We start from the raw sequence: 24,593 nt of genomic DNA on the forward strand, positions 1-24,593 counted from the left end.
CATGGCCAATCCCGCGCCGGGCCTGCCTCACGCCGACAACGACGCCGTCGCCCACGCCGCCGAGGCGCGCTGGGCCTGGCTGGTGGGAGCGATCATCGCTTTCCTGGTCGGAATGCTCGTCTACATGAGCGTGCACTGGGCCGCCATGCCGCCGGTGCGCACCGAGACCATCGATCCCGGCACCCTGCACCTGTCGGGCGAATTCGTCGAAGCCAACCTGGGCTCGGCCATGGAGAGCGACGGCAGCGTCACCGTGCGCGTGCTGGCCAACCAGTATTCGTTTACACCCTCCTGCGTGCTGGTGCCGGCCGATACGCCGGTGCGCATCCGTGGCACCGCGGCCGACGTGGTACACGGCTTTTCGATCGCCCAGGGCAACGTGAACGTCATGCTGATCCCGGGCTATATCTCGAACTTCAGCACGCGCTTCGAGAAGCCCGGCGAGCACGTGTTCCCCTGCCACGAATACTGCGGGGTCGGACACGCGGCGATGTGGGCGCGCGTGAAGATCGTCAGTAAGGCCGACTTCGAGGCCGAGTCGATGCGCCAGGCGCGCGGCGGAAGGAGGGCGAGCTGTGTACAGCAATGATTCCAGGCGGCTGGTGCTGGCCCATTTCTGGGTCGCCTTCGCCGCTTTCTTCGTCGCCCTCGTGTTGGGCGAGTGGCAGATGTATATCCGCAGTCCGCTGCGCGACTGGATCGGCAACCCCGAGCTGTACTACCGCGCCGTCACCGCGCACGGTTCGGCGATGGGCTATGTGTTCCCGACCCTGGTGGCGATGGGCTTCGGCTATGCCATTGTCGAGCTCTCGCTGAAGCAGGCGCTGGTCGGGCGGCGCTGGGCCTGGGCCGGTTTCATCCTGGTCGTGGTCGGCACGGTAACGGCAATGGTCCCGGTCTCGATGGGCCTGGCCACCGTGCTGTACACCTTCTATCCGCCGCTGGTGGGCAACGCCTTCTACTACATCGGGGTGGTGCTGGTGGTGGTGGGCTCCTGGATCTGGGTGGCGCTGATGTCGGTCAACCTGCGGACCTGGAAAGCCGCCAACCCGGGTGCCACGGTACCGCTGCCGATGTTCGCCAACCTGGCCGGGGCCTACCTGTGGGCCTGGACTTCGCTCGGGGCCGCGATCGAGATCCTGTTCATGATCCTGCCTGTGGCGCTCGGCTTCAAGTCCACCATCGATGCCGGCCTGGCGCGCGTGTTCTTCTCCTGGACCCTGCACGCGATCGTCTACTTCTGGCTGATGCCGGCCTATATCGCCTTCTACACCCTGGTGCCGCGCGCGATCGGCGGGCGCCTCTACAGCGACAAGATGGCGCGCATCTCCTTCGTGCTGTTCCTGGTGTTCTCGATGCCGATCGGCGTGCATCACCTGTTCCAGGACCCGCAGGTCGGTTCGGGGGTAAAGTTCCTGCATGCCGTCTTTACCGGCATGGTGTCGGTACCGACCCTGCTGACCATTTTCACGATCACTGCTTCGGTCGAGATCGCCGGGCGCTTGCGCGGCGGCACCGGCGCCTTCGGCTGGGTCAGGCGGCTGCCCTGGAAGAACCCGATGATGCTGGCGGTGGCTTTCTCCTTCATCCTGCTTGGCTTCGGCGGCGCGGGCGGCCTGATCAACATGAGCTACCAGCTCGACTTTGCCGTCCACAACACGCAATGGATCACTGGCCACTTCCACCTGATCTTCGGCGGCGCCATCGTGATCATGTATTTTGCCCTTGCCTATGACCTGTGGCCGCACCTGACCGGCAAGGCGCTGGTGGCCGGACGCATGATGCGCGCCCAGTTGTGGCTATGGTTCATCGGCATGATCGTGCTGACCTTCCCCTGGCATATCACCGGCATCCTTGGCATGCCACGCCGGATGGCCTATTTCGACTACAGCCATCCCGAGATCGCGCCCCAGGCGATCACGGTGATCATCACCTTCTTCGGAGGCCTGCTGCTGGTGCTGTCGGGGCTGCTGTTCCTGCTGGTGCTGCTGCGCGGCCATCGCAGCGAAGCCATCGTGCTGCCCGAATTCCGCTTCAGCCAGCCGGTGCAGGCGGGCGGGCGCCTGCCGGCCGCACTGAACGGCTACGCGCTGTGGCTGGCGCTGATGATCGGCCTGTCGGTAGTGAACTATGGCTACCCGATCAGCCAGCTAATAGCGCTGAAGCAGACCTCGGTGCCTGCGGTGCCAGTGGGAGCACAGCCATGAACATGGAAAAGACTTTTTCGTTCCGCAACCGCTGGTTCACCTGGAGCGTGGCGATCCTCGTAGCGATCGCGTTTGCGGCGGCATTGGTGGGCTTCGTCTGGGTGCCGCGGGCCCATGCGCGCGCCGCCATGGAAAGCCTGTGGGAAGCGATCTGCAGCGCCGCCGGGGCGCCGGCGCCTTACCAGGGCGCGGCGCTGCCGGAGGATGCGCGCCAGTATCCCAGCAGGGTCATCGTGACCGCGACCATGATGGGCGGCGCGCAAAGCGCTTCGGTGGGCAAGGGCGCGAGCCTGGCGATGGCCTGCACCATGTGCCATGGCGCGCGTGGTACCAGCCCGGCCGGCACGCCGCACCTGGCGGGGCAGCCCGCCTCGGCCACATACAAGCAGTTGCGCGACTTCGCTTCGGGCCACCGGCCCAGCGCCATCATGCAGCCACTGGTAAGAGACCTGAGCGACCAGGACATGCGCGACCTGGCGGCCTACTATGCCTCGCTCGAGCGCGAGCGCATCGCCGCGGTAGCGCCAGTGGCGGAACAGACACCACGCCTGGTGCGCAATGGCGATCCGATGCGCTCGATCGGGGCCTGCGCATCCTGCCACAGCCCGCATGCACTGCGCCCGGCCACGCCGGTGCTGGAAGGGTTATCGGAAACCTACCTGCACGACCAGCTGAAGGCGTTTCGCGACGGCCGGCGCCGCAATGACATCAATCGCCAGATGCGCAACGCCGCGCATGGCCTGAGCGACGGGGAGATCGTGGAACTCAGCCGCTATTATGCGGCGCGCTGAGGAGGCAGCGGACGCCGGCGCCCCTTGCACTCAGCACAGCAGGAGATACACGGCGCCGTAGGCCAGCACGGCAGTCAGGACGACCAGGCAAATGCCAAGCAGGGGATAGAAGGCGAAACGCGGCTTGCATGGCGGAGCTGGCGTTCGGCGCTTGACGCCATGCCTTGCGGATATTGCTTGGATGGTATTCATGATGCCCACCGTGTCGATCCCAGTTATGGATCACATTACGGTGGGGCCCGGAAGTTTCAAGCGCTGGCATCAAACTGAAACGAATATTTACAAATTCGTGCCTGGGGTGTTGATCCGGTCCCCCGTGACGAGGGCCTGGGCATACAGGGTGAAATCGTCCAGTCCGCGCTTGAGGATGGTCACCAGGGCCGGTAGCGGCGCCTGCTGGTAGTCCCATTCGGCGCGGCAGAATTCGCCGGTACGCTTGAGGTCCTCGGCCAGGACGGGTGCGATCCAGCCGTGCTCGGCGAGCAGGCTGATGACTTCGCGCTCGTCCTGCGGCAGGCCGAGGCGGGCGTTGCCGATCACGTAGTCGCCCATCTCGATCGCCGCTTCCCAGGCGCGGATCACGTTCAGGGTAGCGGCGTCCTGGCGCGTGAGGTCGCTGGAAAACGTGGTCGGATCCTTCTCGTACTCCTCGCGCGCGCGCCGGCAGCAGCGCGCGATGGTGCCACTCTTGTGCACCAGGATGTCATCCGTCATCGCCTCGTCCATCGCATCCTCCATTTGCCCGCACCCGCTGCGGGTGGATCACACCAGGAACAGCGCCGCCGCCACGCAGGTCGGGCCCAGCGCCCCCAGGAACAGCCCGCCCATGCCGATCGAGCCGTCCTCGAAACCTTCGCGCAGCAGGGCGGCGCCGGCCGGATTCGGTGCGTTGGCGATGACGGTCAGCCCGCCGCCGCCGACCGCGCCGGCCACCAGCATGTACTTGGCATGGTCGGACAGCCCTTCGATCAGCGAACCAAGGTAGGTCAAGGCCGCATTATCGGTGATTGCCGTCAGGGCCAGCGCGCCGAAGAACAGCGCGGTCGGCTCCAGGCTCGACACCAGCGGCTGCAGCCACCACTGCTGCATGCCGCCCAGCACCACCAGCCCGGCCAGGAAGAAGCCGACCAGCAGGCCTTCCTTCAGGATCAGCGGCGACTGGTGCTTCGGATAGGCCTGGGTATACCCGAGGAAGAACAGGAACAGGCCGATGAACAGCACCGGATGGTGGGCCGCGAGCACCACCCCGGCCAGTAGCAGCAGGTGGACGGCGGACACGATGCGGGGCATGCGCACGTCCTGCACCACATTGCCGGGCGCGAGGTGGCGGCGCAGCAGCAGGGTGACCACGGTGGCATTGAACAGCACCGCCAGCGCGGCGCGCCAGCCGAAGGTGGAGGCCATGAAGGCGCTGTCCCAGCCCCAGGTGCCGGCCACCATCAGCACCGGCGGCGCGGCATAGGAGGTGAGGGTGCCGCCGATCGAGACGTTGACGAACAGGACGCCGAGCGCGCCGTACTTGAGCCATTCGGGCACGCCGGGCCGGAACACCTGCGGCGCCAGCATCAGGGCGGCCAGGGTCATCGCGGCCGGCTCGGTGATCAGCGAGCCGGAGAGCGGCACCAGGGCCAGGCCGAGCCAGCACAGGGCGACCTCGGTGCGCACCGGCGCCAGCCGCGCGATCAGGGCCAGCAGGTCGCGCACGGCGTCGAGCACCGGCTGCGAGGCCGCGATCACCATCACCACGAACACGAACAAGGGCTCGGTGTACTGGCGCGACTCGGCATAGGCAACGGCCTCGCCGCCGCCGGCCAGCAGGGCCATGGCCAGGATCAGCACGAAGGCCCAGAAGCCGAACACGACTTCGACCTCGCCCAGCAGGTGGAACAGCCCCGCATGGCGCGGATGGCGCCGCGCGAGCGTATGGAACAGCTTGGTGGAGAAAGTATGGACGAGGGCGATCGCGAACAGGATGGCGCCGGTGAGCTGGAGCGTCGTCACAGGCGGACTCCGTGGCGTGCGGGAGACAGGTTGTGCATTGTCTGGATAAAAATTGAAGAGCCAGCATTATTCCACGATTCGCCAGCGCGGCCCGCATGCTTCTGCATTGCAGCAGCTTTAGCTTCTGTCAATACCAGTGCCTGACTGGTATGTCCAGAATGAATACATCTTGCCAAATCGCGGCTCAGCGAGTACTGTATGTTTATACAGTATTTGTTTGCCAACTCCCATGAACCTCTCATCCAACGCGGGGGCCTGTGCTCCTGTTGCGCCGGAGGCCCTGCACCCTTCGCTATGGCGCGCTTCGCAGCTGGCGCGTGCCGGCACGCGCTGCGTCGATACCGGCCATGCGCCGCTCTCGTCCCAGCTGCCGGGCGGGGGCTGGCCGGCCGGCAGCCTGGTCGAGCTCCTGCAGCAGCAGCCCGGCATCGGCGAGATGCGCCTGCTGCGCCCGGCCCTGCAAGCCTGCGCCGCACGCCGCATCGTCCTGCTGCAGCCACCCCATCCGCCCCAGGCCCTGGCGCTGGCCGCGCTGGGGCTGCCGCCTTCGCAGCTGCTGTGGCTGCGCACCGAGCGTGGCGCCGACGCACTGTGGGCGGCCGAGCAGGTGCTGCGCAGTGGCAGCTGCGGCGCGCTGCTGTTCTGGGCCAGCCATGCGCGCGGCGAAAGCCTGCGCCGCCTGCACCTGGCGGCCCAGGGCGGCGAAACCTTGTTCTTCATGCTGCGTCCGCTGGCCGCCGCGCAAGACGCCTCGCCGGCCCCGCTGCGCCTGGCGCTGCGCCCGGCGGCGGGTGGCTTGCACATCGATTTCCTCAAGCGCCGTGGACCGCGGCGCGAGGCGCCCCTGTTCCTGCCGCTTGGCCTGCCCCTTACTTCTTCTCTCTTGCAACGACATGCGTTTGTGGATCGGCCTGCACCTGCCCCAGCTAGCACTCGACGTCTTCAGCCCCAGCTGGCTCAGTGACGCGTCCGGCGGGGAGCGCACCGACCCCGGCAGCGTCGTGCTGGAGCAGGAGCGCGTGCTGGCGATGTCGCCGGCGGCGCGCGCCGCCGGGATCCGTCCCGGCATGCGGCGCGGCGGCGTGCTGATGCTGATGCCCGGGGCGCGCCTGCACGAGCGCAGCCCGGCGCGCGAAGCCGAGGCGCTCGATGCGGTCGCGCTGGCGATGCTGCAATTCACGCCCCAGGTCGCGCAGCAGGAAGAAGCGACGCTACTGCTCGACATTGGCGCCAGCCTGCGCCTGTTCGGCGGCATCCGCGCCCTGTGCGCACGGGTGCGCGCCAGCCTGCGCACGCTCGGCTTCAGCGCCGCCATCAGCTGCGCGCCGACGGCGCGCGGCGCCTGGCTGCTGGCGCGCGCCGGCTCGCCAGGCGGGTCCCATGATGCGGCGGAGGGCGGACGGAGCGGCCGCCCCCGCCGCTCCCTGCGCGCGCTGCGCATGGCCTCGCTCGAGCGCCGCCTGGCGCGCCTGCCGGTGGCGCTGTTGCCGCCGGCCCGGCCGTATCTGGCCTGGTTCGAAGGCATCGGCTGCGAGCGCCTGGGCGAACTGCGGCGCCTGCCGCGTCCGGGCCTGCAGCGGCGTTGCGGGCGCGCGCTGCTCGACATGCTCGACGCCGCCCACGGCCTGCAGCCCGAACTGTTCGACTGGGTGGCCGCGCCCGACAGTTTCCGCGCCCGGCTGGAACTGTTCGACCGCATCGAGCAGGCCGAGCTGCTGCTGGCCGGCGCCCACCACCTGGTACTGCAGCTGACCGGCTGGCTGTGCGCGCGCCAGCTGGCGGTGGAACGCATCACGCTGCTGATGGAGCACGAGCGCGGACGGGTGGCGATGGCGCCGACCGCGCTCGAGATTGCCCTGGCCGAGCCCGGCTGGCGCGACGAGCACCTGGTGCGCCTCCTGAAGGAAAGGCTGGCGCGCCAGGCCTTGCCGGCGCCGGTGATCGGGCTCGGCCTGGAAGCGCGGCAGCTGCGGCCGATGGCGCCGCCGACCGCCTCGCTGTTCCCCGAGCCCGGCGGCAGCGAGGAAGACCGCATGCGCATGCTCGAGCTGCTGGTGGCGCGGCTGGGACCGGAAAACGTGCTGCAGGCCCTGCCGCAGGCCGACTACCGGCCCGAGGTCGCCAACGAATGGGTGCCGGTGCAGGAACTGCGCGCGGCAGGGCAGGGCACGCGCAGCCAGGCCCGCCTGCCGCCGGACCTGGCCAGCCTGCCGCGTCCGAGCTGGCTGCTGGCCAAGCCGATCGCGCTGCTGATGCGCAACCACCGGCCCTTCTATGGTTCGCCGCTGCGGGTGGCTTCCACGCCCGAGCGCATCGAGGCCGGCTGGTGGAGCGAGACCCAGACCCGCGACTACTTCATCGCTGAAGGGCAGGACCACGCGCTGTACTGGATCTACCGCGAACGCATCGTCGGCGCCGGCGAGGATGCCGAGCCGCGCTGGTACCTGCACGGCCTGTTCGGCTGAGCCGGCGCGGCCGTCCTGGTTCGGCCGGCCCTAGTCGAGGACCTTGCCGCGCAGGGCCTTGACCCGTCCGCTGCGCGCCTTGCCGTCGAGCCGGCGCAGCTGCGAACCGCGCGTGGGGCGGGTTGGGCGGCGCGCCAGCGGCACCGTGGCGGCCTGGTCGACCAGCGCCTGCAGGCGCTGCAGGGCATCCAGCCGGTTCTGTTCCAGGCTGCGCGAGCCTTGCGCCTTGAGCACGATGACGCCTTCGCGCGTGATGCGGGCGTCGCGCAGCGCCAGCAGGCGTTCCTTGACCGCCGCCGGCAGCGAGGAAGCGGCCACGTCGAAGCGCGCGTGCACCGCGCACGACACCTTGTTGACGTTCTGCCCGCCCGGACCCTGCGCCCGGATCGCGCTGAACTCGACTTCTTCCGGATCGATGACCACCATTGCCGCTCCCATGCCTGGCCAGGCGGCCAGGACCGCATTGTAAGCCCCTGCGGCGCGAGCCGGCCAGGCAGGCGTGCGTCCCAGTACCGGCCGCTGCGCTATCATGCGGCGTATTTACGAGCTCGTGGCGTTCTGAAAGCGGCCGGGCGTCGCCGGAGAAATCTTGAACCTGTCACCCATGCCTCTTGCCGTGCTGGTCGTCGATGCCGCCGGCATCGTGACGAGCTGGAACAAGGCTTGCGAGAAGCTGGCTGGCTATGGCGCGGCCGAGATCCAGGGCATGCCCCTGCTGCACATCGTCGAGTTCGCCGACCCGCCGGATGCGCAGCCCCAGCTGGCGGCACGCGCCGAGGCCGAGAGCGATGCGGTGCTGAAATGCGCCGACGGCCGGCGCCTGCCGGTGCGCGTGATGGTGGCGCCGCGCGCGCTCGAGCCCGGCCCGGCCAGCAGCTTCAGCGTCATCGTCATTCCCCAGCCCGGCCAGTTTCCGGCGCGCTACGCCCTGATCCAGGACTTGCCGGTGGCCGACATCGTCGAGGCCCTGCCTTGCGTGTTCTACGTGATCGACCCGAGCGGCCACCTGCTGCTGTGGAACCGCCTGCTCGAAGAAGCGCTCGAGATGCCGGCTGACGAACTGCCAACCGCCAAGGTCGAAGGCTTCTTCGACGCGCGCGACCGTGAGGTGGTCGTCGACAACATCCGGCGCGCATTCGAGCACGGCCATTCCACCCACGAGGCGGTCCTGGTCGGCAAGCATGGCAAACGCACCAGCCTGCTGTTCCAGTGCGCCCGCACCACCCTGGGCAATGTGCCGGTCGTGTTCGGCACCGGGCTCGACATCACGGTGCGCAAGCAGGCCGAGCATGGCTTGCAGGTACGCGAACGCGCCATCTATTCGAGCCTGAACGCCATCGTCATCACCCGCTGCGAGGAGCACGAGCACCGCATCGAATACGTCAACCCGGCCTTCGAACGCATCACCGGCTACACGCTGGCCGAGATCAAGGGGCGCGACCCGCGCTTCATGCGGCTTGACGGCTGCGACGAGGACGAGCGCCAGCGCATCCGCATGGCGCTCAAGCGCAATGAAAGCGTGCGCGCCGTGCTGCGCAACCTGCGCAAGAACGGCGAGATCTTCTGGAACGACCTGCGCATCGACCCGGTGGTCAACCTGGACGGCGAGATCAGCCACTTCGTCGGGGTCATCAACGACATCACCGAAGCGCGCCACTACGAGCGCCGGCTACACCACCTGGCCCACCACGATCCGCTCACCGGCCTGGCCAACCGCACCTTGCTGCAGGAGCGGCTGCGCCAGGCGCTCGAAGGCGCGGCGCAGAAGGGGACGACGCTGGCGCTGGCCTTCCTCGACCTCGACAATTTCAAGCACATCAACGACCATTTCGGCCACGACGCCGGCGACGCCGTGTTGCGCGAAGTGGCCCAGCGCCTGCGCGCCGGGATGCGCGAGGACGACCTGGTGGCGCGCATGGGCGGTGACGAGTTCGTGCTGCTGCTCTGCGATCCGACCAGCCGTGCCCAGCTGGCCGACCTGGTCGAGCGCATCCGCCTGGCCATCATGGCGCCACTACGGGTCGATGGCCAGGAAATCCTGCCCGGCACCAGCATCGGTGTCGCCCTGTTTCCCGACGATGGCGACACTCCCGAGCAGATGATGCGCGCGGCCGACGCCGCCATGTACCACGCCAAGACCATGGGCAAGAACAATGTCCAGTTCCATTCCGCCGAGCTGAACCAGATCGTGCACGCGTACCTGATGCTCGAGGCCAATCTCGGGCGCGCGATCCGCGAGCGCGAGCTGGTACTCGACTACCAGCCCAAGGTCGACCTGCGCAGCGGCCGGGTGGTGGGCGCCGAAGCCCTGGTGCGCTGGCGCCATCCGGTCGAGGGCACCATCCCGCCCGACCGCTTCATCCCCGTGGCCGAGGAGACCGGCCTGATCGTGCCGCTGGGAGAATGGGTGATCGAGGAGACCTGCGTGGCGCTCAAGTCGATGGCGGCGCACGGCCTGGACGACTTCGTCATCGCCGTCAACCTGTCCGCCCGCCAGCTACGCCAGCGCCAGTTCCCCGAGCGCCTCGGCCAGACCCTGCGCCGCTACGGGGTCGACCCGCGCCGGCTCGAGCTCGAGGTCACCGAAAGCCAGCTCATGGACCAGCCCGACGAAGCGCGCGACGCGCTGGCCCAGCTCAAGGCCCTGGGCGTGCGCCTGTCGATCGACGATTTCGGCACCGGCTACTCGAGCCTGAGCCACCTGCAGACATTCCCGGTCGACTACATCAAGATCGACCGCTCCTTCCTGGGCGATGTCGGCCACGACGGCCACATGGTGATCACGCGCGCCATCATCGCCCTCGGCCACAACCTCAAGCTGCAGGTCATCGCCGAAGGGGTGGAAACGCGCGAACAGCTGGCCTTCCTGCGCGCCCACGACTGCGACCAGATGCAGGGCTACTACTTCAGCCCCGCGTTGTCGCGCGACGCGTTGCAGGATCTGCTGGCGCGTGATACCCGCCTGCCGGACTAGAGCGCCGGCGCCGCCCGTAGCGTCAGCCTGAGGATCTCGCCCGGCCGCCACAGGCGCATGCGTGGGCCCCAGCTGCCGGCGCCGCGCGTGACGTACAGCTGCATGCCGCCCACCTCGTAGGCCCCGGCATAGCGGGCGAAGCGCTGCTGAACCGCATAGCCGAAAGGCCAGATCTGGCCGCCGTGCGTGTGCCCGGACAGCATCAGGCCGACCCCGCGCTCGCGCGCCGCGTCGATGATCGGGGGAGCGGGTATGTGCGACATCAGGATGGTCGTGCCCGGGCCGGGCCCAGCCAGCGTGCGCGCCAGGCCTTCCGTGTAGTCGCCGCCGCTGCGCATGCGGCTACCGACGTCTTCGATGCCGGCCAGCGCCAGGCCCGGCGCCAGGATTACCTTGCGGTCGCGCAGCCAGCGCACGCCGCCTTCCTCGAATTCGCGCACGGTGGTTTCGGCGTCGCCGTAGAACTCGTGGTTGCCGGTCACCGCCCACACGCCGAGCGGCGCGCGCAGGCCGCGCAGGGTGGAGCCGAGCCAGGGCGCGCCGACCGGCTCGTCCTCGACCTGGTCGCCCAGCAGCAGCACCGCCGCGGGCTCCAGGGCATTGATCTGCGCCACCCGTCCCGCCAGCCAGTCCGCACGGCGCTGGGCGCCCAGGTGGATGTCGCTCACCGCCACGATCACGGTGCCGTCCAATGCCTTCGGCAAGTCCTGCATCACGACTTCCTGGTCGACGATGACCGGCGCGCGCATGCCCTGGAACAGGGCAAAGGCGGCCAGCAGCACGCCGGCAATCGCACCGGCCGCGCGCAGCTTCTGCGTATGCGCGCGCGCCAGGTACCCGAAACCGCTCAGGAGGTCGGCCGCCAGCAGGCACAGGGACATCACGAAGGTGATGCCGAGCCAGGTCAGTGCGAACTGCCTCGGCCACCAGCGCCAGTCGAGGGCTTCGTCGCCGATGCGCACGCCGGCGAAATACAGTAGCCAGACGAGGAGGGCGCCGACCCACCAGGCACGCCGCGAAATGCGCGACCGTACCGCATCGAGCGAGTACAGGCGGGCGGCGACGTACAGGTGCAACAGGGTACCGACGATGTTCAGGACGATCGAAAACATGGACAAGAAGCTGGAGGTGGCGCGGGTGGCAGGAGGCCGTCACCTTAGCGCATATTCGGCGGCCATGCGCGCATGCAGTGCGGTGGTATCGAATACCGGCACCGGGCTGTCCGCCGGGCCGACCAGCAGCGCGATCTCGGTGCAGCCCAGGATGACGGCTTCGGCACCGGCGTCCACCAGTTCGCCGATCACCGCGCGATAGGCCTCGCGCGAGGCGTCCAGTACCTTGCCCTGGCAAAGCTCTTCGTAGATCACGCGGTGCACCAGCGCGCGGCCCGCTTCGTTGGGCACCGCTACCTGCAGGCCGTGCCGCTGTTCGAGGCGGGCGCGATAAAAATCCTGCTCCATCGTGAAGCGGGTACCGAGCAGGCCCACCTTGCGCAGGCCGGCGATACGGATCGCTTGCGCCGTGGGATCGGCGATGTGGAACAGGGGGATGCCAGCGGCCGCCTCGATCGCGGGCGCCACCTTGTGCATGGTCTTCGTGCACAGCACGATGAAATCGGCGCCGGCGCGCTCCAGGCTGCGGGCACAATCGGCCAACAGGCTGCCCGCGGCGTCCCAGTCGCCCGCGCGCTGCAGGCGCTCGACCTCGTCGAAATCCACGCTCACCAGCACGATACGCGCCGAGTGCAGGCCGCCGCGCAGTGCGCGCACGGTCTCGTTGAGGATGCGGTAGTAGGGAATCGTCGATTCCCAGCTCATGCCGCCGATCAGGCCGATGGTTTTCATGCTGCAGGGTCTCCGGAAAGTACGCAAAACCGGGCCAGTCTAGCACGACAGGCAATGTTTCAAAATTAAAACGAAATGCAAATATTATTTGCAATATTCTTTGAAAATCCGTATTTCGTATGCCTTGAAAGTGGCCAGGCATGGCACTAGATTGGACTCACCGGATGCTCACGATGAGGTCCGGCAACATATCGCTTAACTTTTACGAGGATATATACCATGCGTACTTTCGACCTGACCCCCCTGTACCGTTCCGCCATCGGTTTCGATCGCCTGGCCAGCCTGCTCGAGCAGCGCGGCGAGCCGAGCTACCCGCCGTACAACATCGAACTGGTGAGCGAGGATAACTACCGCATCGTGATGGCCCTGGCCGGCTTCACCCGCGACGAAGTGGAAATCGTGACCGAGCGCGACACCCTGCATGTCACCGGCCGCAAGCAGAAGGACGACGCCCAGCGCACCTACCTGCACCGCGGCATCGCCGCCCGCGATTTCGAACAGCGCTTCCAGCTGGCGAACCACGTGAAGGTCACCGGTGCCTCGTTCGACAACGGCATGCTCACCATCGAACTGGTGCGCGAAGTGCCGGAAGCCTTCAAGCCGCGCAAGATCGCGATCGCAGATGCGCACGTCGGCAACGCCGGCACCGGCACCGTCCAGGCGCTGGAACAGCGCGAAGCCGCCTGAGGCATTGAACGCCCGAGGTAGCAGGAAGTAGTGTGAAAGAAGGGCGTCCCACGGGGCGCCCTTTTTGACGATGGGGCTTTTACCCAGGGCCGGATATGGCCGGCGCATGGCCGGCGCATTGCCAGCTTAAGCATGTTCTAAGCCAGCTTTGGGAAACTATGCTCATCGATAGATACCAACATCGGTCAACCATTTTCCATCAGGAGCACATAATGCGTAACGAAGGTGCCGTCACTGCCATCACTGCCAAACGCCTCACGCTGGCCCTGTGTGCCGCGGGCGTCATCGGCGGAGCGGTCGGTGCGCTCGCCGTCAACCACAACAACGTTGCAGCCGAAACGGCGGCAGCCGCTGCACCGGCGCCGGCCGCGGCGCCGGCACCTGCTGTCGCAGCGGCCGCCCCGGCCGCCACCGTGACCCTGCCCGACTTCACCCGCATCGCCTCGCAGAACGGCAAGGCGGTGGTGAACATCCGCGTGATGGGTGGCATGAAGACCGCGAATCGCGGCAACATGCCCCAGATCCCGCCAGGCCATCCCCTGTATGAATTCTTCCGGCAGTTCCAGGACCCGCGCTTCGGCGGCGGCCGGGAAGCGCCGGCTCCCGTTTTCGGCGCCGGATCGGGCTTCATCGTAAGCCCGGACGGCGTCATCCTGACCAATGCCCACGTGGTGCAGGGCGCCGACGAAGTCACCGTCAAGCTGCAGGACCGCCGCGAATTCCGCGCCAAGGTGCTGGGCGCCGACCCGCGCACCGACGTGGCCGTGCTGAAGATCGATGCGAAAAACCTGCCGACCGTGCCGCTTGGCCAGTCGCGTTCCCTGCTGGTGGGCGAGTGGGTGCTGGCCATCGGTTCGCCCTATGGCCTGGAGAGCACCGTCACCGCTGGCGTGGTGAGCGCCACTGGCCGCTCGCTGCAGGACGGCGTGGTGCCCTTCATCCAGACCGACGTCGCGGTCAATCCCGGCAACTCGGGCGGCCCGCTGTTCAACACGCGCGGCGAAGTGGTGGGCATCAACTCGCAGATCTATAGCCAGACCGGCGGCTACCAGGGCCTGTCGTTCGCGATCCCGATCGACGTCGCCGTCAAGATCAAGGACCAGATCGTCGCCACCGGCAAGGCGCAGCACGCCAAGCTGGGCGTGAACGTGCAGGAAGTCGGCCAGGCCTTCGCCGATTCCTTCCGCCTCGATTCGCCCGAAGGCGCCCTGGTCTCGAGCGTCGAGCGGGGCAGCCCGGCCGAGCGCGCCGGCCTGAAGTCCGGCGACGTGATCCGCCGCGTGAACGGCAAGCCGATCGTGTCCTATGGCGACCTGTCGAGCATCATCGCGCTGTCGCGGCCGGGCGAGCGCGCCAGCCTCGACGTCTGGCGCGACGGCAAGCTGGTGCGCATCGACGCGACCCTGGGCGACGCCAACGAGAAAGCCAAACGCGCGCCACAGGAAGAGCTGGCCCAGTCGTCCGACGGCGGCGCCAAGCTCGGACTGGCCCTGCGTCCGCTCGAGCCGATCGAGCGCCGCCAGAGCGGCATCGCCACCGGCCTGGTGATCGAGGATGCGGCCGGCGCGGCAGCCATGGCCGGTGTCGAGCCGGGTGACGTGCTCATCTCGATCAACGGCCGTCCGGTGAACTCGGTCGAGCAGGTGCGCGACGTGATGGGCAAGGCCTCCAAATCGGTGGCCTTGCTGATCCAGCGCGGGGATGCCAAAATCTTCATTCCGGTGCGGATCGGCTGAGGAGGCGAAGCGTCCGCCACCGGCACGGTGTCAACAACGAGGAATGTATGCGCCTATTGCTGGTGGAAGACGATACGATGATCGGCGAAGTGGTGCTCGACCTGCTCAGGGCCGAGCACTACGCCGTCGACTGGGTCAAGGACGGCGAGATGGCCGATACGGCCCTGCTGCAGAACCAGAACTACGACCTGGTCCTGCTCGACCTGGGCCTGCCGCGCAAGGATGGCCTGGAAGTGCTGCGCTCGATGCGCGCGCGCAAGGACCGCACCCCGGTGCTGGTCGCCACCGCGCGCGACTCGGTGGCCCAGCGCATCGCCGGCCTGGATGCCGGCGCCGACGACTACGTCCTCAAGCCCTACGATCTCGATGAACTGCTGGCGCGCATCCGCGCGCTGCTGCGCCGCGCCGCCGGGCGTGCCGAACCGGTCTTCGAGTACAAGAACATCTCGGTCAACCCGGCCACCCGCGAAGTGATGGTGGACGGCGCCAACGTGGCGCTGTCGGCGCGCGAGTGGGCGGTGCTGGAAGCCCTGGTGGCGCGGCCTGGGGCCGTGCTGTCGCGTGCCCAGCTCGAAGAAAAGCTGTACAGCTGGCGCGACGAAGTGTCCAGCAACGCGGTCGAGGTCTACATCCACGGCCTGCGCAAGAAGCTCGGCAGCGACTTGATCCAGAACGTGCGCGGCGTCGGCTACATGGTGCCCAAGGCATGAAACTGCGGCCCCGGATGACCCATTCGCTGCGCGGGCGTCTGTTGTGGTTCCTGCTGGCGGCGATCACCATGGCCGCGCTGGCGCAGGGCGCGATCGCCTACCGCACCGCGCGCGAGGACGCCGACCAGATCTTCGACTACCACATGCAGCAGATGGCGCTGTCGCTGCGCTCGAGCACCCCGCTGTCGAACACCGAGGCGCAGCAGCGGCTGGAGGCCAAGAGCGAGACCGGCGGCAGCGACGACATGGTGGTGCAGATGTGGTCTCCCGACGGCGTGCAGGTGTTCCACAGCGTCTCGCGCGCCAAGCTGCCGCAGCGCGCGGTGCTGGGCTTCTCCAACGTCAAGGCCAACAACACCGTGTACCGGGTGTTCTCGATCCAGGCCGAAAACCAGACCGTGCAGGTAGCCCAGGACCTGGCCGTGCGCCGCAACATGGCCGGCAACCTGGCCCTGCGTACCCTGGGCCCGATCGCGGTGATGATGCCGATCCTGATGCTGGTGGTGTGGTGGATTGTGAGCGGTTCACTGGAACCGGTGGCGCGGGTGCGCTCGCAGGTGGCCTCGCGCCAGGCCGACGACCTGTCGCCGGTGTCGGAAGCCGGCCTGCCCGACGAGGTGCGGCCGCTGGTACAGGAACTGAACCTGCTGTTCGGTCGTGTGAAGACCGCCTTCGACGCCCAGCAGACCTTCGTGGCTGACGCCGCCCACGAACTGCGCACGCCGCTGGCGGCCCTGCGCCTGCAGGCCCAGAGCCTGGAACGCGCCGAGTCGCTCGAGGCGCGCAAGCTGGCCGTGTCGCGCCTGACCGCCGGCATCGACCGCGCCACCCGCCTGGTCGAGCAGCTCCTGGTGCTGGCGCGCCAGGAAGCCGCCGCCACCGGCGCCAGCGCCCGTCCGGTCGACCTGGCCGAACTGGCGCGCCGCACCGTGGCCGAACTGGCCGGCGTGGCGGCTGCGAAAGGCGTGGACGTCGGCATCCACCAAGCCGATGCCGCCACCGTCGAGGGGCAGCCGGACGCGCTGCACATCCTGCTGCGCAACCTGGTCGACAACGCGATCAAGTACACCCCGGCCGGCGGTACCGCCGACATCTCGGTGCGCAGCCAGGCCGGCCAGGGCGGCCCCAAAGACGGCTGCGGCGTCACCGTGACGGTCGAGGACAGTGGCCCCGGCATCCCGCCCGAGGAACGCGAGCGCGTGTTCGACCGCTTCTACCGCGTGGCCGGCAGCGAAGCGGCCGGCAGCGGGCTGGGACTGGCGATCATCAAGGCCATCGCCGAACGCCACGGCGCCACCCTGGCGCTGGGCCGCTCGGAGCGCCTGGGCGGCCTGTCGGCCACCGTCTGCTTCCCGGAACTGTCAGTGCGCTAGCCGGGTGTCGATCAGGGCCCGCACCCTGTAGGTGAGGGCGCTGATCTCGAACGGTTTCGTGATCACCTCCATGCCCGGCGCCAGGCGTCCATTCCCGACCGCCGCCGTGTTGGCGTAGCCGGTCACGAACAGCACCTTCAAACCGGGACGCTGCAGCCGCGCGGCATCGGCCACCTGGCGGCCGTTCAGGCCGCCGGGCAGGCCGACATCCGTCACCAGCAGATCGACCCGCGTATCGGAGTTAAGTATCTGCAGCCCGGTCGGGCCGTCCTGCGCGGTGAGCACGCGATAGCCGGCGTCGCGCAGCACTTCCTCGACGATCTCGCGCAGTGCACGCTCGTCCTCGATCAGCACGACCGTCTCGCCCTGGCCCGCGCTGGCCGGCAGCACGGCGGGCGCCGGTTCCGCCAGCGCGGGGCCGGCATGGCGCGGCATGTACAGGCACATGCGCGTCCCGCGTCCCGGTTCCGAATGCACCCGCACCTGGCCGCCGGACTGGCGCACGAAACCGTACACCATCGACAATCCCAGGCCGGTGCCTTCGCCCAGGGGCTTGGTGGTGAAGAAGGGGTCGAAGATGCGCGCAACGATGTCGGGATTCATGCCGGTGCCGGTGTCGGACACGCACAGGGAGATGTACTGTCCCGGCGGCATGTCGCCTCGCGGATCGCGCTCATCGATCCACGCGTTGGCCGTCGCCAGCGTCAGCTTCCCGCCGCCCGGCATCATCGCGTCGCGCGCGTTGATGCACAGGTTGAGCAGCGCATTCTCGAGCTGGGGCGGATCGACCCTGGTCAGCCACAGGTCGCGCGCACCAAGCACCTCCAGTTCGATCATCGGGCCGATCGAGTGGCGCACCAGTTCCTCCATCCCGGCGATCAGCCGGTTGACGTCGACCGGCTTGGGATCGAGCGTCTGCCGGCGCGAGAAGGCCAGCAGCCGCTGCGTGAGCGAAGCGGCGCGGCGCACCGAGGATTCGCCGATCTCGATATAGCGTTCCAGCCCGGCCAGCTGGCCGCGATGCAGCTTGAGCTTGAGCACCTGCAGGCCGCCGCTGATCGAGGCGAGCAGGTTGTTGAAGTCGTGCGCCAGGCCGCCGGTGAGCTGGCCGACCGCTTCCATCTTCTGCGACTGGCGCAGGGATTGCCGGGCCTGTTCGAGCTCGGCCTCGCGCGCTTTGTTCAGGCTGAGGTCGCGCCCGATGGCGACGAAGTTCTCGCCGTCGAGCTCAGGCGTGACGGTCCACTCGATGTGCTTCCAGCCACCTTCGCAGGTGGCGATGCGGTTCTCGAAGCGGGCCGGCTGGTGCGTCTCGGCCATGCGTCCGATCGCTTCCAGCGTGGGCGGCATGTCGTCCGGATGCATGAAGCTGGCGTAGGGGCGCGACAGCAGTTCGGCTTCGCTCCAGCCTAGGACCCGGGTCCATGCCGGGCTGACGGCCGACATGGTGCCCTCGAAGTTGGCGCGGGCCAGCATGTCCTGGGACAGCTTCCAGAGCTGGTCGCGCTCGGCCGTGCGCTCGGCCACCTGGCTTTCCAGGGTCTCGTTCAGTTCGCGCAGCCTGCTCTCCGCCAGCCTGCGCGCGCTCACGTCCTGGAAAATGATCGCCACCTGCCGCCGGGCGGCGGGTTCGATGCGCGAGCACGCCACCTCGAGGTAGCGGTCGGTTGCTTCGAGCGCGCGCTCGAAGCGCAGCGGCTGGCCCGTTTCCAGTACGTTCCGGAAGATCGCCACCCAGGCGTCCGCCTCGCCTTCCGTCAGCAGCGCACGGCCTGTCTTGCCGACGATGTCGGGAATCCCGGCATGGCGCAGGTAGGCCGGGTTCGCTTCCAGGTGCACGTAATCGGACAGCGGGCCGTGTGGGCCGTCGATGAACTCGACCACGCAGAACCCCTCGTCGATCGAGTCGAACAGGGTGCGGTAGCGCGCCTCGCTTTCGCTCAGTTTGTCTTCGGTCCGGCGCCGCTCGGTGACGTCGATCGACACCCCGGTCATGCGCAGCGGCCGGCCATCGCTGCCGTATTCGGCCTGTCCGCGAATCGCGATCCAGCGCACGGCGCCGGCCGGCGTCACGATCCGGTACTCGATGTCGTAATCGGCGCCGGTCGTGATGCTGTGCTCGACGGCATCGGCCATGCGCGTGCTGTCGTCCGGATGGATGGCGGCGCGCAGTTCGGGGTAGCTGAACGGGGCTTCCGGATCGCGGCCGAAGTTGAGCCGGCAGGTGTCCGAGGTCTGCAGTTCGCCCGTCGCGAGATCCAGGCTCCAGGTGCCGAGCCGCCCGGCCTTGATCGCGAAGCGCAGCTCGCGCTCGCTCGCGGCAAGTCCCGCCTCCGACGCGGACGCCTCGTGTCCAGAACGCATACTTCCCTCTTTCATTGACGTGGATTGCCAGTCGGCGAGCTGCCGCAAGCCCGGCATGATTGTTGTGTGAGCCGACCGGCCTGGATCGGGGACCGAAGGGAAGCGGGAAAACTGATTGACTCGGGTGACAAACTCAAACCATAGCATATTTGACAGATATGAGTGTCATTTGCGCAAGGGAGGCGGCTGGGCGCCCGGCATCGCTCCCGCAGGCGGTAGAATGGCATATTTGCCTACCAGGGCCACAGGCCCTTACCGGATTGTAGAGGAATCGATGAAGAAGCAAGCAGTCTTGCTGGCTGGCCTGGCGGCAGCCGGCCTGGCCCCGGCCCAGGAAGTCGTGCGGATCGGCCACGCGGCCGCCGTGACCGGGCCAGTGGCCTATTTCGGCAAGGACACCGAGAACGGCGCGCGCATGGCCATCGAGGCGCTCAACGCGAAGGGTGCCAGCATCGGCGGCAGGAAGGTCCGTTTCGAGCTGGTCGCGGAGGACGACGCGGGCGAACCGAAACAGGCCACCGCCGTGGCCCAGAAGCTGGTGGATGCGAAGATCAACGGCATGGTCGGCCACGAGACCTCGGGCACCACGATCCCGGCCTCGAAGATCTACCACGCGGCCGGCATCCCGCAGATTTCGCCCTCGTCCACCTCGCCGATGTATACCCGGCAGGGCTTCAACACCACCTTCCGCGTGGTGGCCAACGACGTGCAGCTGGGCCAGGCGCTGGGCAGCTACGCGACGAAAAACATGAAGGCCAGGCGGGTCGCCGTGGTGGACGACCGCACCGCCTACGGCCAGGGCCTGGTCACGGAGTTCGCGCGCAGCCTGCAGCGCCAGGGCGGCACGGTCGTCGCCAGGGAATTCACGAACGACAAGGCGACCGATTTTTCCGCCATCATCACGCGCATCCGCGCCAGCAAGCCGGACCTGGTGTTCTTTGGCGGCATGAGCGCGACCGCCGGTCCAATGCTGCGCCAGATGAAGCAGCTCGGCATGAACGTGCGCATGATGGGCGGCGACGGCATCTGCTCGGACGAGATCCACAAGCTCGGGCGGCACCATGCTTGACGGCCAGGTCGTGTGCGCCGAAGCGGGCGGGGTGCAGGGCGAGGCCCGGGCCGGCATGGAGCGCTTCCGCGCGGACTACAAAAAGCGCTTCGGGATCGACGTGCAGATCAACGCGCCCTATGCCTACGACGCGGTGATGACCATGGCCGAGGCGATGGTGAAGGCCGGGTCGGCGCAGCCCGCGAAGTACCTGCCGGTGCTGGCAAAGATCCAGTACAAGGGCGTGACCGGGCCGATCGCCTTCGATGCGCGCGGCGACATCCGCGACGGCACCATCACGCTGTACACCTTCAAGGGCGGCAAGCGCGCGATGCTGGCCGTCACCAAATAGGAAGCGGCCATGGCGAACGACGAACCACTCAGCCTTGATGCCTTCGCGGCGCTCAAGGCGCGCTTCGGCCAGCAGTCGCGCAAGGCCCAGGCCTACTACACGGTGATGCACGAGGTGCGCGCCATCGTGGGCGGCGACGAGGCGGCCAGCGCCTGGATGGACGAGGCGCGCGCCGCGCTGGGCGGCATGAGCGCCGCCCAGGCGGTCGGCGCGGGACGCGAGGAAGAAGTCCTGGCCTACGTGCGCGCGCTGAAGAAGTAAGGCTTACAGCACGCCGAACAGGAGCAGGACGAGCAGGGTCAGCACCACCGACACCAGGATCGAGCCAAGGCAGCCGAGTTTGTTCGAGAAGAACAGGAACATCTCAGTCGCCCGGGCCTTCGCCCGGCATGGTGTCGGCCATCAGGCGCAGCTCTTCGGGCGTGAGCTCTTCCGGCTTCTTGTTCTCCAGGCCGTCGAAGTTCTGCTTCATCTTGTCCTGCATCGTCTTGTTCTGGCCGGGCTGCTGGCTTTCCTGTTCCTGGCCCGGCTGTTGCTGTTGCTGCGGTGTCGGCTCGGTATGCATGATGTGCTCCTTCGATGGCATGGCCCTTAGGGCGATGCGTCCAGTGTGGCATAGAGTCGTTTTCGGCGGCGTCCAGCTCGATGCGCATGCGCGATCGGCATGGCCAGCTTTCCCGGCAGGCTACAGTGCCGCCTGCGGCCCGCCTCGCCCGAGCGCGCGCTCGACGCTGCGCGCCAGTTCGGCCAGCTGGAAGGGCTTGCGCAGCAGGATGTCCTCGCCCAGCACCTCGTCGATCGCCTGCATGTCGGCGTAGCCGGTGGCGATGATCATCGGTATCCCGGGGAAGACGGCACGGGCGCGCTGCATCAGTTCCGCGCCGGTGATGCCGGGCATCAGGTAGTCGGTGATGATCAGGTCCGGACGCGCGCGGCGCAGTTCCCGCAGCGCGGATTCGCCGTCCGCGGCCTGGGTCACCGCGTGTCCGAAGGCTTCGAGCGACAGCACGATCGATTCGCGCACGAAGTTGTCGTCCTCGACCACCAGGATGCGCGAGCCGGGCCGCATGCCGGCGACCGCATCCGGCGCCGGCACGGGTGCCAAGGCGTCGGCGCCATCCCAGGCGCGCAGCCAGATCTCGACCGTGGTGCCGGCCCCCGGCTGGCTCAGGATACGCGCCGCACCGCCCGACTGCTGGGCCATGCCGTAGACCTGGCTCAGGCCCAGGCCGGTGCCCTTGCCGACCTCCTTGGTGGTGAAGAAGGGCTCGAACACCTTGGCCACCAGTTCGGGCGGCATGCCCGGACCGTCGTCGGACACCGCGATGCGCACATACTCCCCTGCAGGCAACAGCCCGTCCGGCGGGCAGGCATTCGCGGCCTGGAACAGCAGCCGGCCGCCGTCCTCCATGGCGTCGCGCGCATTGATGGCCAGGTTCAGCAGCGCCATCTCCATCTGGTTGGCGTCCGCGAACACGTGCGCGCAGCCTGGCGCGACCTCGAAGCCCAGGGCGATGCGCGAACCGAGCGAGGCGGCGATCAGCTCGCGCACGCCGTCGAACAGTTCCTGCACCGGAGCCGGGCGCAGGTCCAGGTTCTGCTTGCGCGCGAAGGCCAGCAGCTGGCTGGTGAGCTTGCCGCCGCGCTGGCAGGCGCGCAGGGCGATCTCGGCGCGCGCACGCGTCGCCTCGTCTTTTGACAGCAGCAGGATCAGGTCCATGCTGCCCTGGACCACGTTGAGCAGGTTGTTGAAGTCGTGCGCGATGCCGCCGGTCAGGCGTCCGACCGCTTCCATCTTCTGGAACTGGACCATCGCCTGCTGCACCCGCTCGCGCTCGATCATCTCGTTCATCAGGCGGTCCTTGGCATCGGCCAGCGCCCGCGTGCGTTCCTCGATGCGCGATTCCAGGGTCTCGTTCAGGGTGAGCAGGGCCTGCTGGCTCTGCTGCAGGTGCGCCGCCGTGCGCTCGCTCTCGGCCAGCAGGTCGCGCGCCTGGTACTGGCGGTGCCGCGCGCGCAGGGCCGAACTGGCCGCGCTGCGCAGGGTCTGCACATTCAGCGGGCGCTCGAGCAGGATGATGTTGCCCAGTTCTTCGAGCCGGGCGCGGGCGCCGGCCGCGGCCGGGCCGGTGGCCTTGCCGAGCAGGATCACGAAGGGAAAATCCGACCATGGCTCCTGCGCCGCCAGCCAGGCCAGCAGGGGCGCCAGGTCGGCCCCGTGCAGCGCTTCCTCGGCCACGATGGCCATGCCGGCGCCTTCGCCGATGGCAGCGGCCATGGCGGGGAAATCCGGGACCAGCGCGCAGGCGGCGCCATCGCGGGCCAGCACGTCGCACATGACCTCGGCATCGCGCCCGCGCGGCGCGAGCAGCACGATGCGTTCGTCGTGCGGGCTAGCGCTCGCCATGGGCCGGCAGGTCCGACATCATCGGCGTCAGGCCGCGGTAGCTCGGCAGGCCGGTGAGCACGCCGTCGAAGCCCTCCAGCGGCGCGCCGACACGGATGCCCTCGGCGCCCAGCTGCAATTCGTGGATGGTGAGCGCATGCTCGGCGCTGCGGCTCTTGATGACGGTGACGGCGCGCCGCAGGCGGCCGTTCGATTCGAAGAAGCGCATCAGGACCGTGCTGTCGCTCAGGTAGCTCAGGTCGACGTCGGACTTCACCTCGCCGACCATGCCGTGCTGGCCCAGCACCAGCACCGTGGTGACGCCCTGCTGGTTCAGGTAGGACAGCAGCTCGTGCATCTGCAGGATCAGGTACTGCTCGCCCGGCATCGCCTGCAGGTAGGCGTTCAGGCTGTCGATCACGATGAAGCTGACGCCGTTGCGCTCGACCGCGTCGCGCAGCATCTGCGCGAATTCTCCCGGCGACAGCTCGGCCGGATCGATGTGGTGGATGCGCAGCTTGCCCCGGTCGAGGAAGGGCTGCAGCCGCATGCCCATCGCTTCGTTGCGCGCGAAAAAGGTGCCCAGGCCCTCGTCGAACAGGTAGAAGGACGCGGCTTCGCCGCGTTCCAGGGCGCTCAGCAGGCAGCGCGTGGAGAGCGTGGTCTTGCCGATGCCGGACGGGCCGACCATCAGGGTATTGGTGCCCTGCACCAGGCCGCCGCCGAGCAGGGCGTCGATGCCTTCCGAGCCGGTCGAGCGTACCGTGGGCACGAAGCTGCGCAGGTGCTCGGCCGCCACCAGGCGCGGGTACATGGTGATGCCGCCCGTGTCAAGCGTGTAGTCGTGGTAGCCGCCGCGAAAGCGGATGCCGCGCATCTTGACGATGTTCACGCGCCGGCGCTCCTTGCCGAATTCCTTGGCGATCTGCTCCAGGCTGATCACGCCGTGCGCGATGCTGTGCAGGTGCTGGTCGGACTGGCTGGTCTTGTCGTCGAGGAGCAGGACGGTGCAGGCACGCGAGGCGAAGAACTGCTTGAGGGCGAGGATCTGGCGCCGGTAGCGCAGCGGGTTCTGGGCCAGCAGGCGCAGTTCCGACAGGCTGTCGAACACCACCCGCACCGGACGCACGGCGTCGACCTGGTCCATCACGTTGCGGGTGGTCTCGCCCAGTTCCACTTCGGAGGGGTGGAACACCGACTGCTGCGCATCGGGATCGAGGTCGGCGTCGCCTGCCAGTTCATAGACCGAGAGCGGGGCGATGTCCCAGCCATGGCTGGCCGCCACCGCGGCCAGTTCGTCGGCGGTCTCGGACAGCGTGATGTACAGCCCGCTTTCCCGGTTGGCCACCCCGTCGAGCAGGAACTGCAGGCCGAGCGTGGTCTTGCCGGCACCGGGCGAGCCCTCCACCAGGTAGATCCGCTGCGGCGTCAGGCCACCGCCCAGGATGTCGTCGAGGCCGGCGATGCCGGTGGAAATACGGTCTTGTACGGCACTGTTCATCGTGCACCTGCGCTTGCCGCGCGCTCGCGGCATGTGAATGAAGGCCCTGCGTACTGCCAAGGAATGTGCAAGGCATTATATACACAAGCAAATGTGCCAATTCCACACTGTTACATGGCCGGGCAGGCCGTGTCATGAACAGGGCCCCTGGCGG

General features: G+C 68.1%; 21 protein-coding genes and 1 pseudogene. 12 read left to right on the plus strand and 10 right to left on the minus strand.

Annotated features, from left to right (window positions below):
- The first annotated feature begins 1 nt into the window (after position 1).
- Genes LE190_RS02225 through LE190_RS02235 form a run of 3 tightly spaced genes read left to right on the plus strand, consistent with a single transcriptional unit; the run spans position 2 to position 2,998 of the window.
- Positions 2-589, plus strand: a complete 588-nt coding sequence (locus LE190_RS02225) for a cupredoxin domain-containing protein (protein ID WP_225237183.1) — start codon at positions 2-4, stop codon at positions 587-589.
- Between the two features lie 13 nt (positions 590-602).
- Positions 603-2,207, plus strand: coding sequence for a cbb3-type cytochrome c oxidase subunit I (locus LE190_RS02230; RefSeq protein WP_225238038.1), 1,605 nt, complete (start codon positions 603-605; stop codon positions 2,205-2,207).
- Complete coding sequence (locus tag LE190_RS02235; protein ID WP_225237184.1) at positions 2,204-2,998, plus strand: c-type cytochrome; 795 nt, start codon at positions 2,204-2,206, stop codon at positions 2,996-2,998. Before LE190_RS02230 ends, LE190_RS02235 begins: the two co-directional genes overlap by 4 nt.
- A gap of 30 nt (positions 2,999-3,028) precedes the next feature.
- On the opposite strand, the gene LE190_RS02240 is transcribed toward LE190_RS02235, so the two are convergent.
- The 3 genes from LE190_RS02240 to LE190_RS02250 all read right to left on the minus strand — a co-directional run bounded on the left by LE190_RS02240 (position 3,029) and on the right by LE190_RS02250 (position 4,999).
- Entirely contained in the window at positions 3,029-3,190 is a 162-nt protein-coding gene (locus LE190_RS02240; RefSeq protein ID WP_225237185.1) for a hypothetical protein, read from the minus strand.
- A gap of 87 nt (positions 3,191-3,277) precedes the next feature.
- Complete coding sequence (hepT, locus tag LE190_RS02245) at positions 3,278-3,724, minus strand: type VII toxin-antitoxin system HepT family RNase toxin (protein ID WP_225237186.1); 447 nt, start codon at positions 3,722-3,724, stop codon at positions 3,278-3,280.
- Positions 3,725-3,760: 36 nt separating this feature from the next.
- Positions 3,761-4,999, minus strand: coding sequence for a putative Na+/H+ antiporter (locus LE190_RS02250; protein ID WP_225237187.1), 1,239 nt, complete (start codon positions 4,997-4,999; stop codon positions 3,761-3,763).
- A gap of 229 nt (positions 5,000-5,228) precedes the next feature.
- Here LE190_RS02250 and imuA point away from each other — a divergent pair, with 229 nt between their 5' ends.
- Complete coding sequence (gene imuA, locus LE190_RS02255) at positions 5,229-5,963, plus strand: translesion DNA synthesis-associated protein ImuA (protein WP_225237188.1); 735 nt, start codon at positions 5,229-5,231, stop codon at positions 5,961-5,963.
- Complete coding sequence (locus tag LE190_RS02260) at positions 5,893-7,464, plus strand: Y-family DNA polymerase (protein ID WP_225237189.1); 1,572 nt, start codon at positions 5,893-5,895, stop codon at positions 7,462-7,464. Before imuA ends, LE190_RS02260 begins: the two co-directional genes overlap by 71 nt.
- 30 nt (positions 7,465-7,494) lie before the next feature.
- Here the strand turns inward: LE190_RS02260 and arfB are convergent, their stop codons facing one another.
- Positions 7,495-7,890: an alternative ribosome rescue aminoacyl-tRNA hydrolase ArfB gene (gene arfB / locus LE190_RS02265; protein WP_225237190.1), complete on the minus strand. Its 396-nt coding sequence runs from the start codon at positions 7,888-7,890 to the stop codon at positions 7,495-7,497.
- Between the two features lie 163 nt (positions 7,891-8,053).
- Here arfB and LE190_RS02270 point away from each other — a divergent pair, with 163 nt between their 5' ends.
- Positions 8,054-10,438, plus strand: a complete 2,385-nt coding sequence (locus LE190_RS02270; RefSeq protein WP_225237191.1) for a sensor domain-containing protein — start codon at positions 8,054-8,056, stop codon at positions 10,436-10,438.
- Here LE190_RS02270 and LE190_RS02275 read toward each other — a convergent pair.
- Both LE190_RS02275 and LE190_RS02280 read right to left on the minus strand, forming a co-directional pair.
- Complete coding sequence (locus LE190_RS02275) at positions 10,435-11,550, minus strand: metallophosphoesterase (protein ID WP_225237192.1); 1,116 nt, start codon at positions 11,548-11,550, stop codon at positions 10,435-10,437. The genes LE190_RS02270 and LE190_RS02275 overlap by 4 nt on opposite strands.
- A 39-nt stretch (positions 11,551-11,589) precedes the next feature.
- Positions 11,590-12,282 carry an aspartate/glutamate racemase family protein gene (locus LE190_RS02280; RefSeq protein ID WP_225237193.1) on the minus strand — a complete coding sequence of 231 codons (693 nt, stop codon included), beginning with the start codon at positions 12,280-12,282 and terminating at the stop codon, positions 11,590-11,592.
- A 219-nt stretch (positions 12,283-12,501) separates the two neighbouring features.
- Between LE190_RS02280 and LE190_RS02285 the strand changes: the two genes are divergently transcribed.
- The 4 genes from LE190_RS02285 to LE190_RS02300 all read left to right on the plus strand — a co-directional run bounded on the left by LE190_RS02285 (position 12,502) and on the right by LE190_RS02300 (position 16,788).
- Positions 12,502-12,969 carry an Hsp20 family protein gene (locus LE190_RS02285; protein WP_225237194.1) on the plus strand — a complete coding sequence of 156 codons (468 nt, stop codon included), beginning with the start codon at positions 12,502-12,504 and terminating at the stop codon, positions 12,967-12,969.
- A gap of 212 nt (positions 12,970-13,181) precedes the next feature.
- Positions 13,182-14,705, plus strand: coding sequence for a Do family serine endopeptidase (locus LE190_RS02290; RefSeq protein WP_225237195.1), 1,524 nt, complete (start codon positions 13,182-13,184; stop codon positions 14,703-14,705).
- Positions 14,706-14,752: 47 nt separating this feature from the next.
- A complete protein-coding gene (locus LE190_RS02295; RefSeq protein ID WP_225237196.1) occupies positions 14,753-15,415 on the plus strand; it encodes a response regulator in 663 nt (220 codons plus the stop codon).
- Complete coding sequence (locus tag LE190_RS02300; RefSeq protein ID WP_225237197.1) at positions 15,412-16,788, plus strand: ATP-binding protein; 1,377 nt, start codon at positions 15,412-15,414, stop codon at positions 16,786-16,788. The genes LE190_RS02295 and LE190_RS02300 overlap by 4 nt, the downstream gene beginning before the upstream one ends.
- Here LE190_RS02300 and LE190_RS02305 read toward each other — a convergent pair.
- Complete coding sequence (locus LE190_RS02305) at positions 16,777-19,152, minus strand: PAS domain-containing protein (protein WP_225237198.1); 2,376 nt, start codon at positions 19,150-19,152, stop codon at positions 16,777-16,779. The two genes, LE190_RS02300 and LE190_RS02305, sit on opposite strands and share 12 nt — an antisense overlap.
- A 274-nt stretch (positions 19,153-19,426) precedes the next feature.
- Here LE190_RS02305 and LE190_RS02310 point away from each other — a divergent pair.
- A pseudogene (locus tag LE190_RS02310) lies at positions 19,427-20,552 on the plus strand (branched-chain amino acid ABC transporter substrate-binding protein).
- A 9-nt stretch (positions 20,553-20,561) separates the two neighbouring features.
- Positions 20,562-20,813 carry an antitoxin Xre/MbcA/ParS toxin-binding domain-containing protein gene (locus LE190_RS02315; protein WP_225237199.1) on the plus strand — a complete coding sequence of 84 codons (252 nt, stop codon included), beginning with the start codon at positions 20,562-20,564 and terminating at the stop codon, positions 20,811-20,813.
- Between the two features lie 103 nt (positions 20,814-20,916).
- Here the strand turns inward: LE190_RS02315 and LE190_RS02320 are convergent, their stop codons facing one another.
- The 3 genes from LE190_RS02320 to LE190_RS02330 all read right to left on the minus strand — a co-directional run bounded on the left by LE190_RS02320 (position 20,917) and on the right by LE190_RS02330 (position 24,439).
- On the minus strand, positions 20,917-21,117 hold the full coding sequence (locus LE190_RS02320) for a hypothetical protein (protein ID WP_225237200.1): 201 nt from the start codon (positions 21,115-21,117) through the stop codon (positions 20,917-20,919).
- A 120-nt stretch (positions 21,118-21,237) separates the two neighbouring features.
- Positions 21,238-22,959 carry a response regulator gene (locus LE190_RS02325; protein WP_225237201.1) on the minus strand — a complete coding sequence of 574 codons (1,722 nt, stop codon included), beginning with the start codon at positions 22,957-22,959 and terminating at the stop codon, positions 21,238-21,240.
- Positions 22,946-24,439, minus strand: a complete 1,494-nt coding sequence (locus tag LE190_RS02330; protein WP_225237202.1) for an ATPase domain-containing protein — start codon at positions 24,437-24,439, stop codon at positions 22,946-22,948. Before LE190_RS02330 ends, LE190_RS02325 begins: the two co-directional genes overlap by 14 nt.
- Positions 24,440-24,593: the final 154 nt, after the last annotated feature.

The organism is Massilia hydrophila (assembly GCF_020208145.1).
GTDB lineage: Bacteria > Pseudomonadota > Gammaproteobacteria > Burkholderiales > Burkholderiaceae_D > Telluria > Telluria hydrophila.

Coding starts and splice junctions, on each gene's coding strand:
- LE190_RS02225 (WP_225237183.1), top strand. CDS start 2: ATGGCCAATCCCGCGCCGGGCCTGCCTCACGCCGACAACGACGCCGTC.
- LE190_RS02235 (WP_225237184.1), top strand. CDS start 2,204: ATGAACATGGAAAAGACTTTTTCGTTCCGCAACCGCTGGTTCACCTGG.
- LE190_RS02240 (WP_225237185.1), bottom strand. CDS start 3,190: ATGAATACCATCCAAGCAATATCCGCAAGGCATGGCGTCAAGCGCCGA.
- hepT (WP_225237186.1), bottom strand. CDS start 3,724: ATGGACGAGGCGATGACGGATGACATCCTGGTGCACAAGAGTGGCACC.
- imuA (WP_225237188.1), top strand. CDS start 5,229: ATGAACCTCTCATCCAACGCGGGGGCCTGTGCTCCTGTTGCGCCGGAG.
- LE190_RS02260 (WP_225237189.1), top strand. CDS start 5,893: ATGCGTTTGTGGATCGGCCTGCACCTGCCCCAGCTAGCACTCGACGTC.
- arfB (WP_225237190.1), bottom strand. CDS start 7,890: ATGGTGGTCATCGATCCGGAAGAAGTCGAGTTCAGCGCGATCCGGGCG.
- LE190_RS02275 (WP_225237192.1), bottom strand. CDS start 11,550: ATGTTTTCGATCGTCCTGAACATCGTCGGTACCCTGTTGCACCTGTAC.
- LE190_RS02280 (WP_225237193.1), bottom strand. CDS start 12,282: ATGAAAACCATCGGCCTGATCGGCGGCATGAGCTGGGAATCGACGATT.
- LE190_RS02285 (WP_225237194.1), top strand. CDS start 12,502: ATGCGTACTTTCGACCTGACCCCCCTGTACCGTTCCGCCATCGGTTTC.
- LE190_RS02290 (WP_225237195.1), top strand. CDS start 13,182: ATGCGTAACGAAGGTGCCGTCACTGCCATCACTGCCAAACGCCTCACG.
- LE190_RS02295 (WP_225237196.1), top strand. CDS start 14,753: ATGCGCCTATTGCTGGTGGAAGACGATACGATGATCGGCGAAGTGGTG.
- LE190_RS02300 (WP_225237197.1), top strand. CDS start 15,412: ATGAAACTGCGGCCCCGGATGACCCATTCGCTGCGCGGGCGTCTGTTG.
- LE190_RS02305 (WP_225237198.1), bottom strand. CDS start 19,152: ATGCGTTCTGGACACGAGGCGTCCGCGTCGGAGGCGGGACTTGCCGCG.
- LE190_RS02315 (WP_225237199.1), top strand. CDS start 20,562: ATGGCGAACGACGAACCACTCAGCCTTGATGCCTTCGCGGCGCTCAAG.
- LE190_RS02320 (WP_225237200.1), bottom strand. CDS start 21,117: ATGCATACCGAGCCGACACCGCAGCAACAGCAACAGCCGGGCCAGGAA.
- LE190_RS02325 (WP_225237201.1), bottom strand. CDS start 22,959: ATGGCGAGCGCTAGCCCGCACGACGAACGCATCGTGCTGCTCGCGCCG.
- LE190_RS02330 (WP_225237202.1), bottom strand. CDS start 24,439: ATGAACAGTGCCGTACAAGACCGTATTTCCACCGGCATCGCCGGCCTC.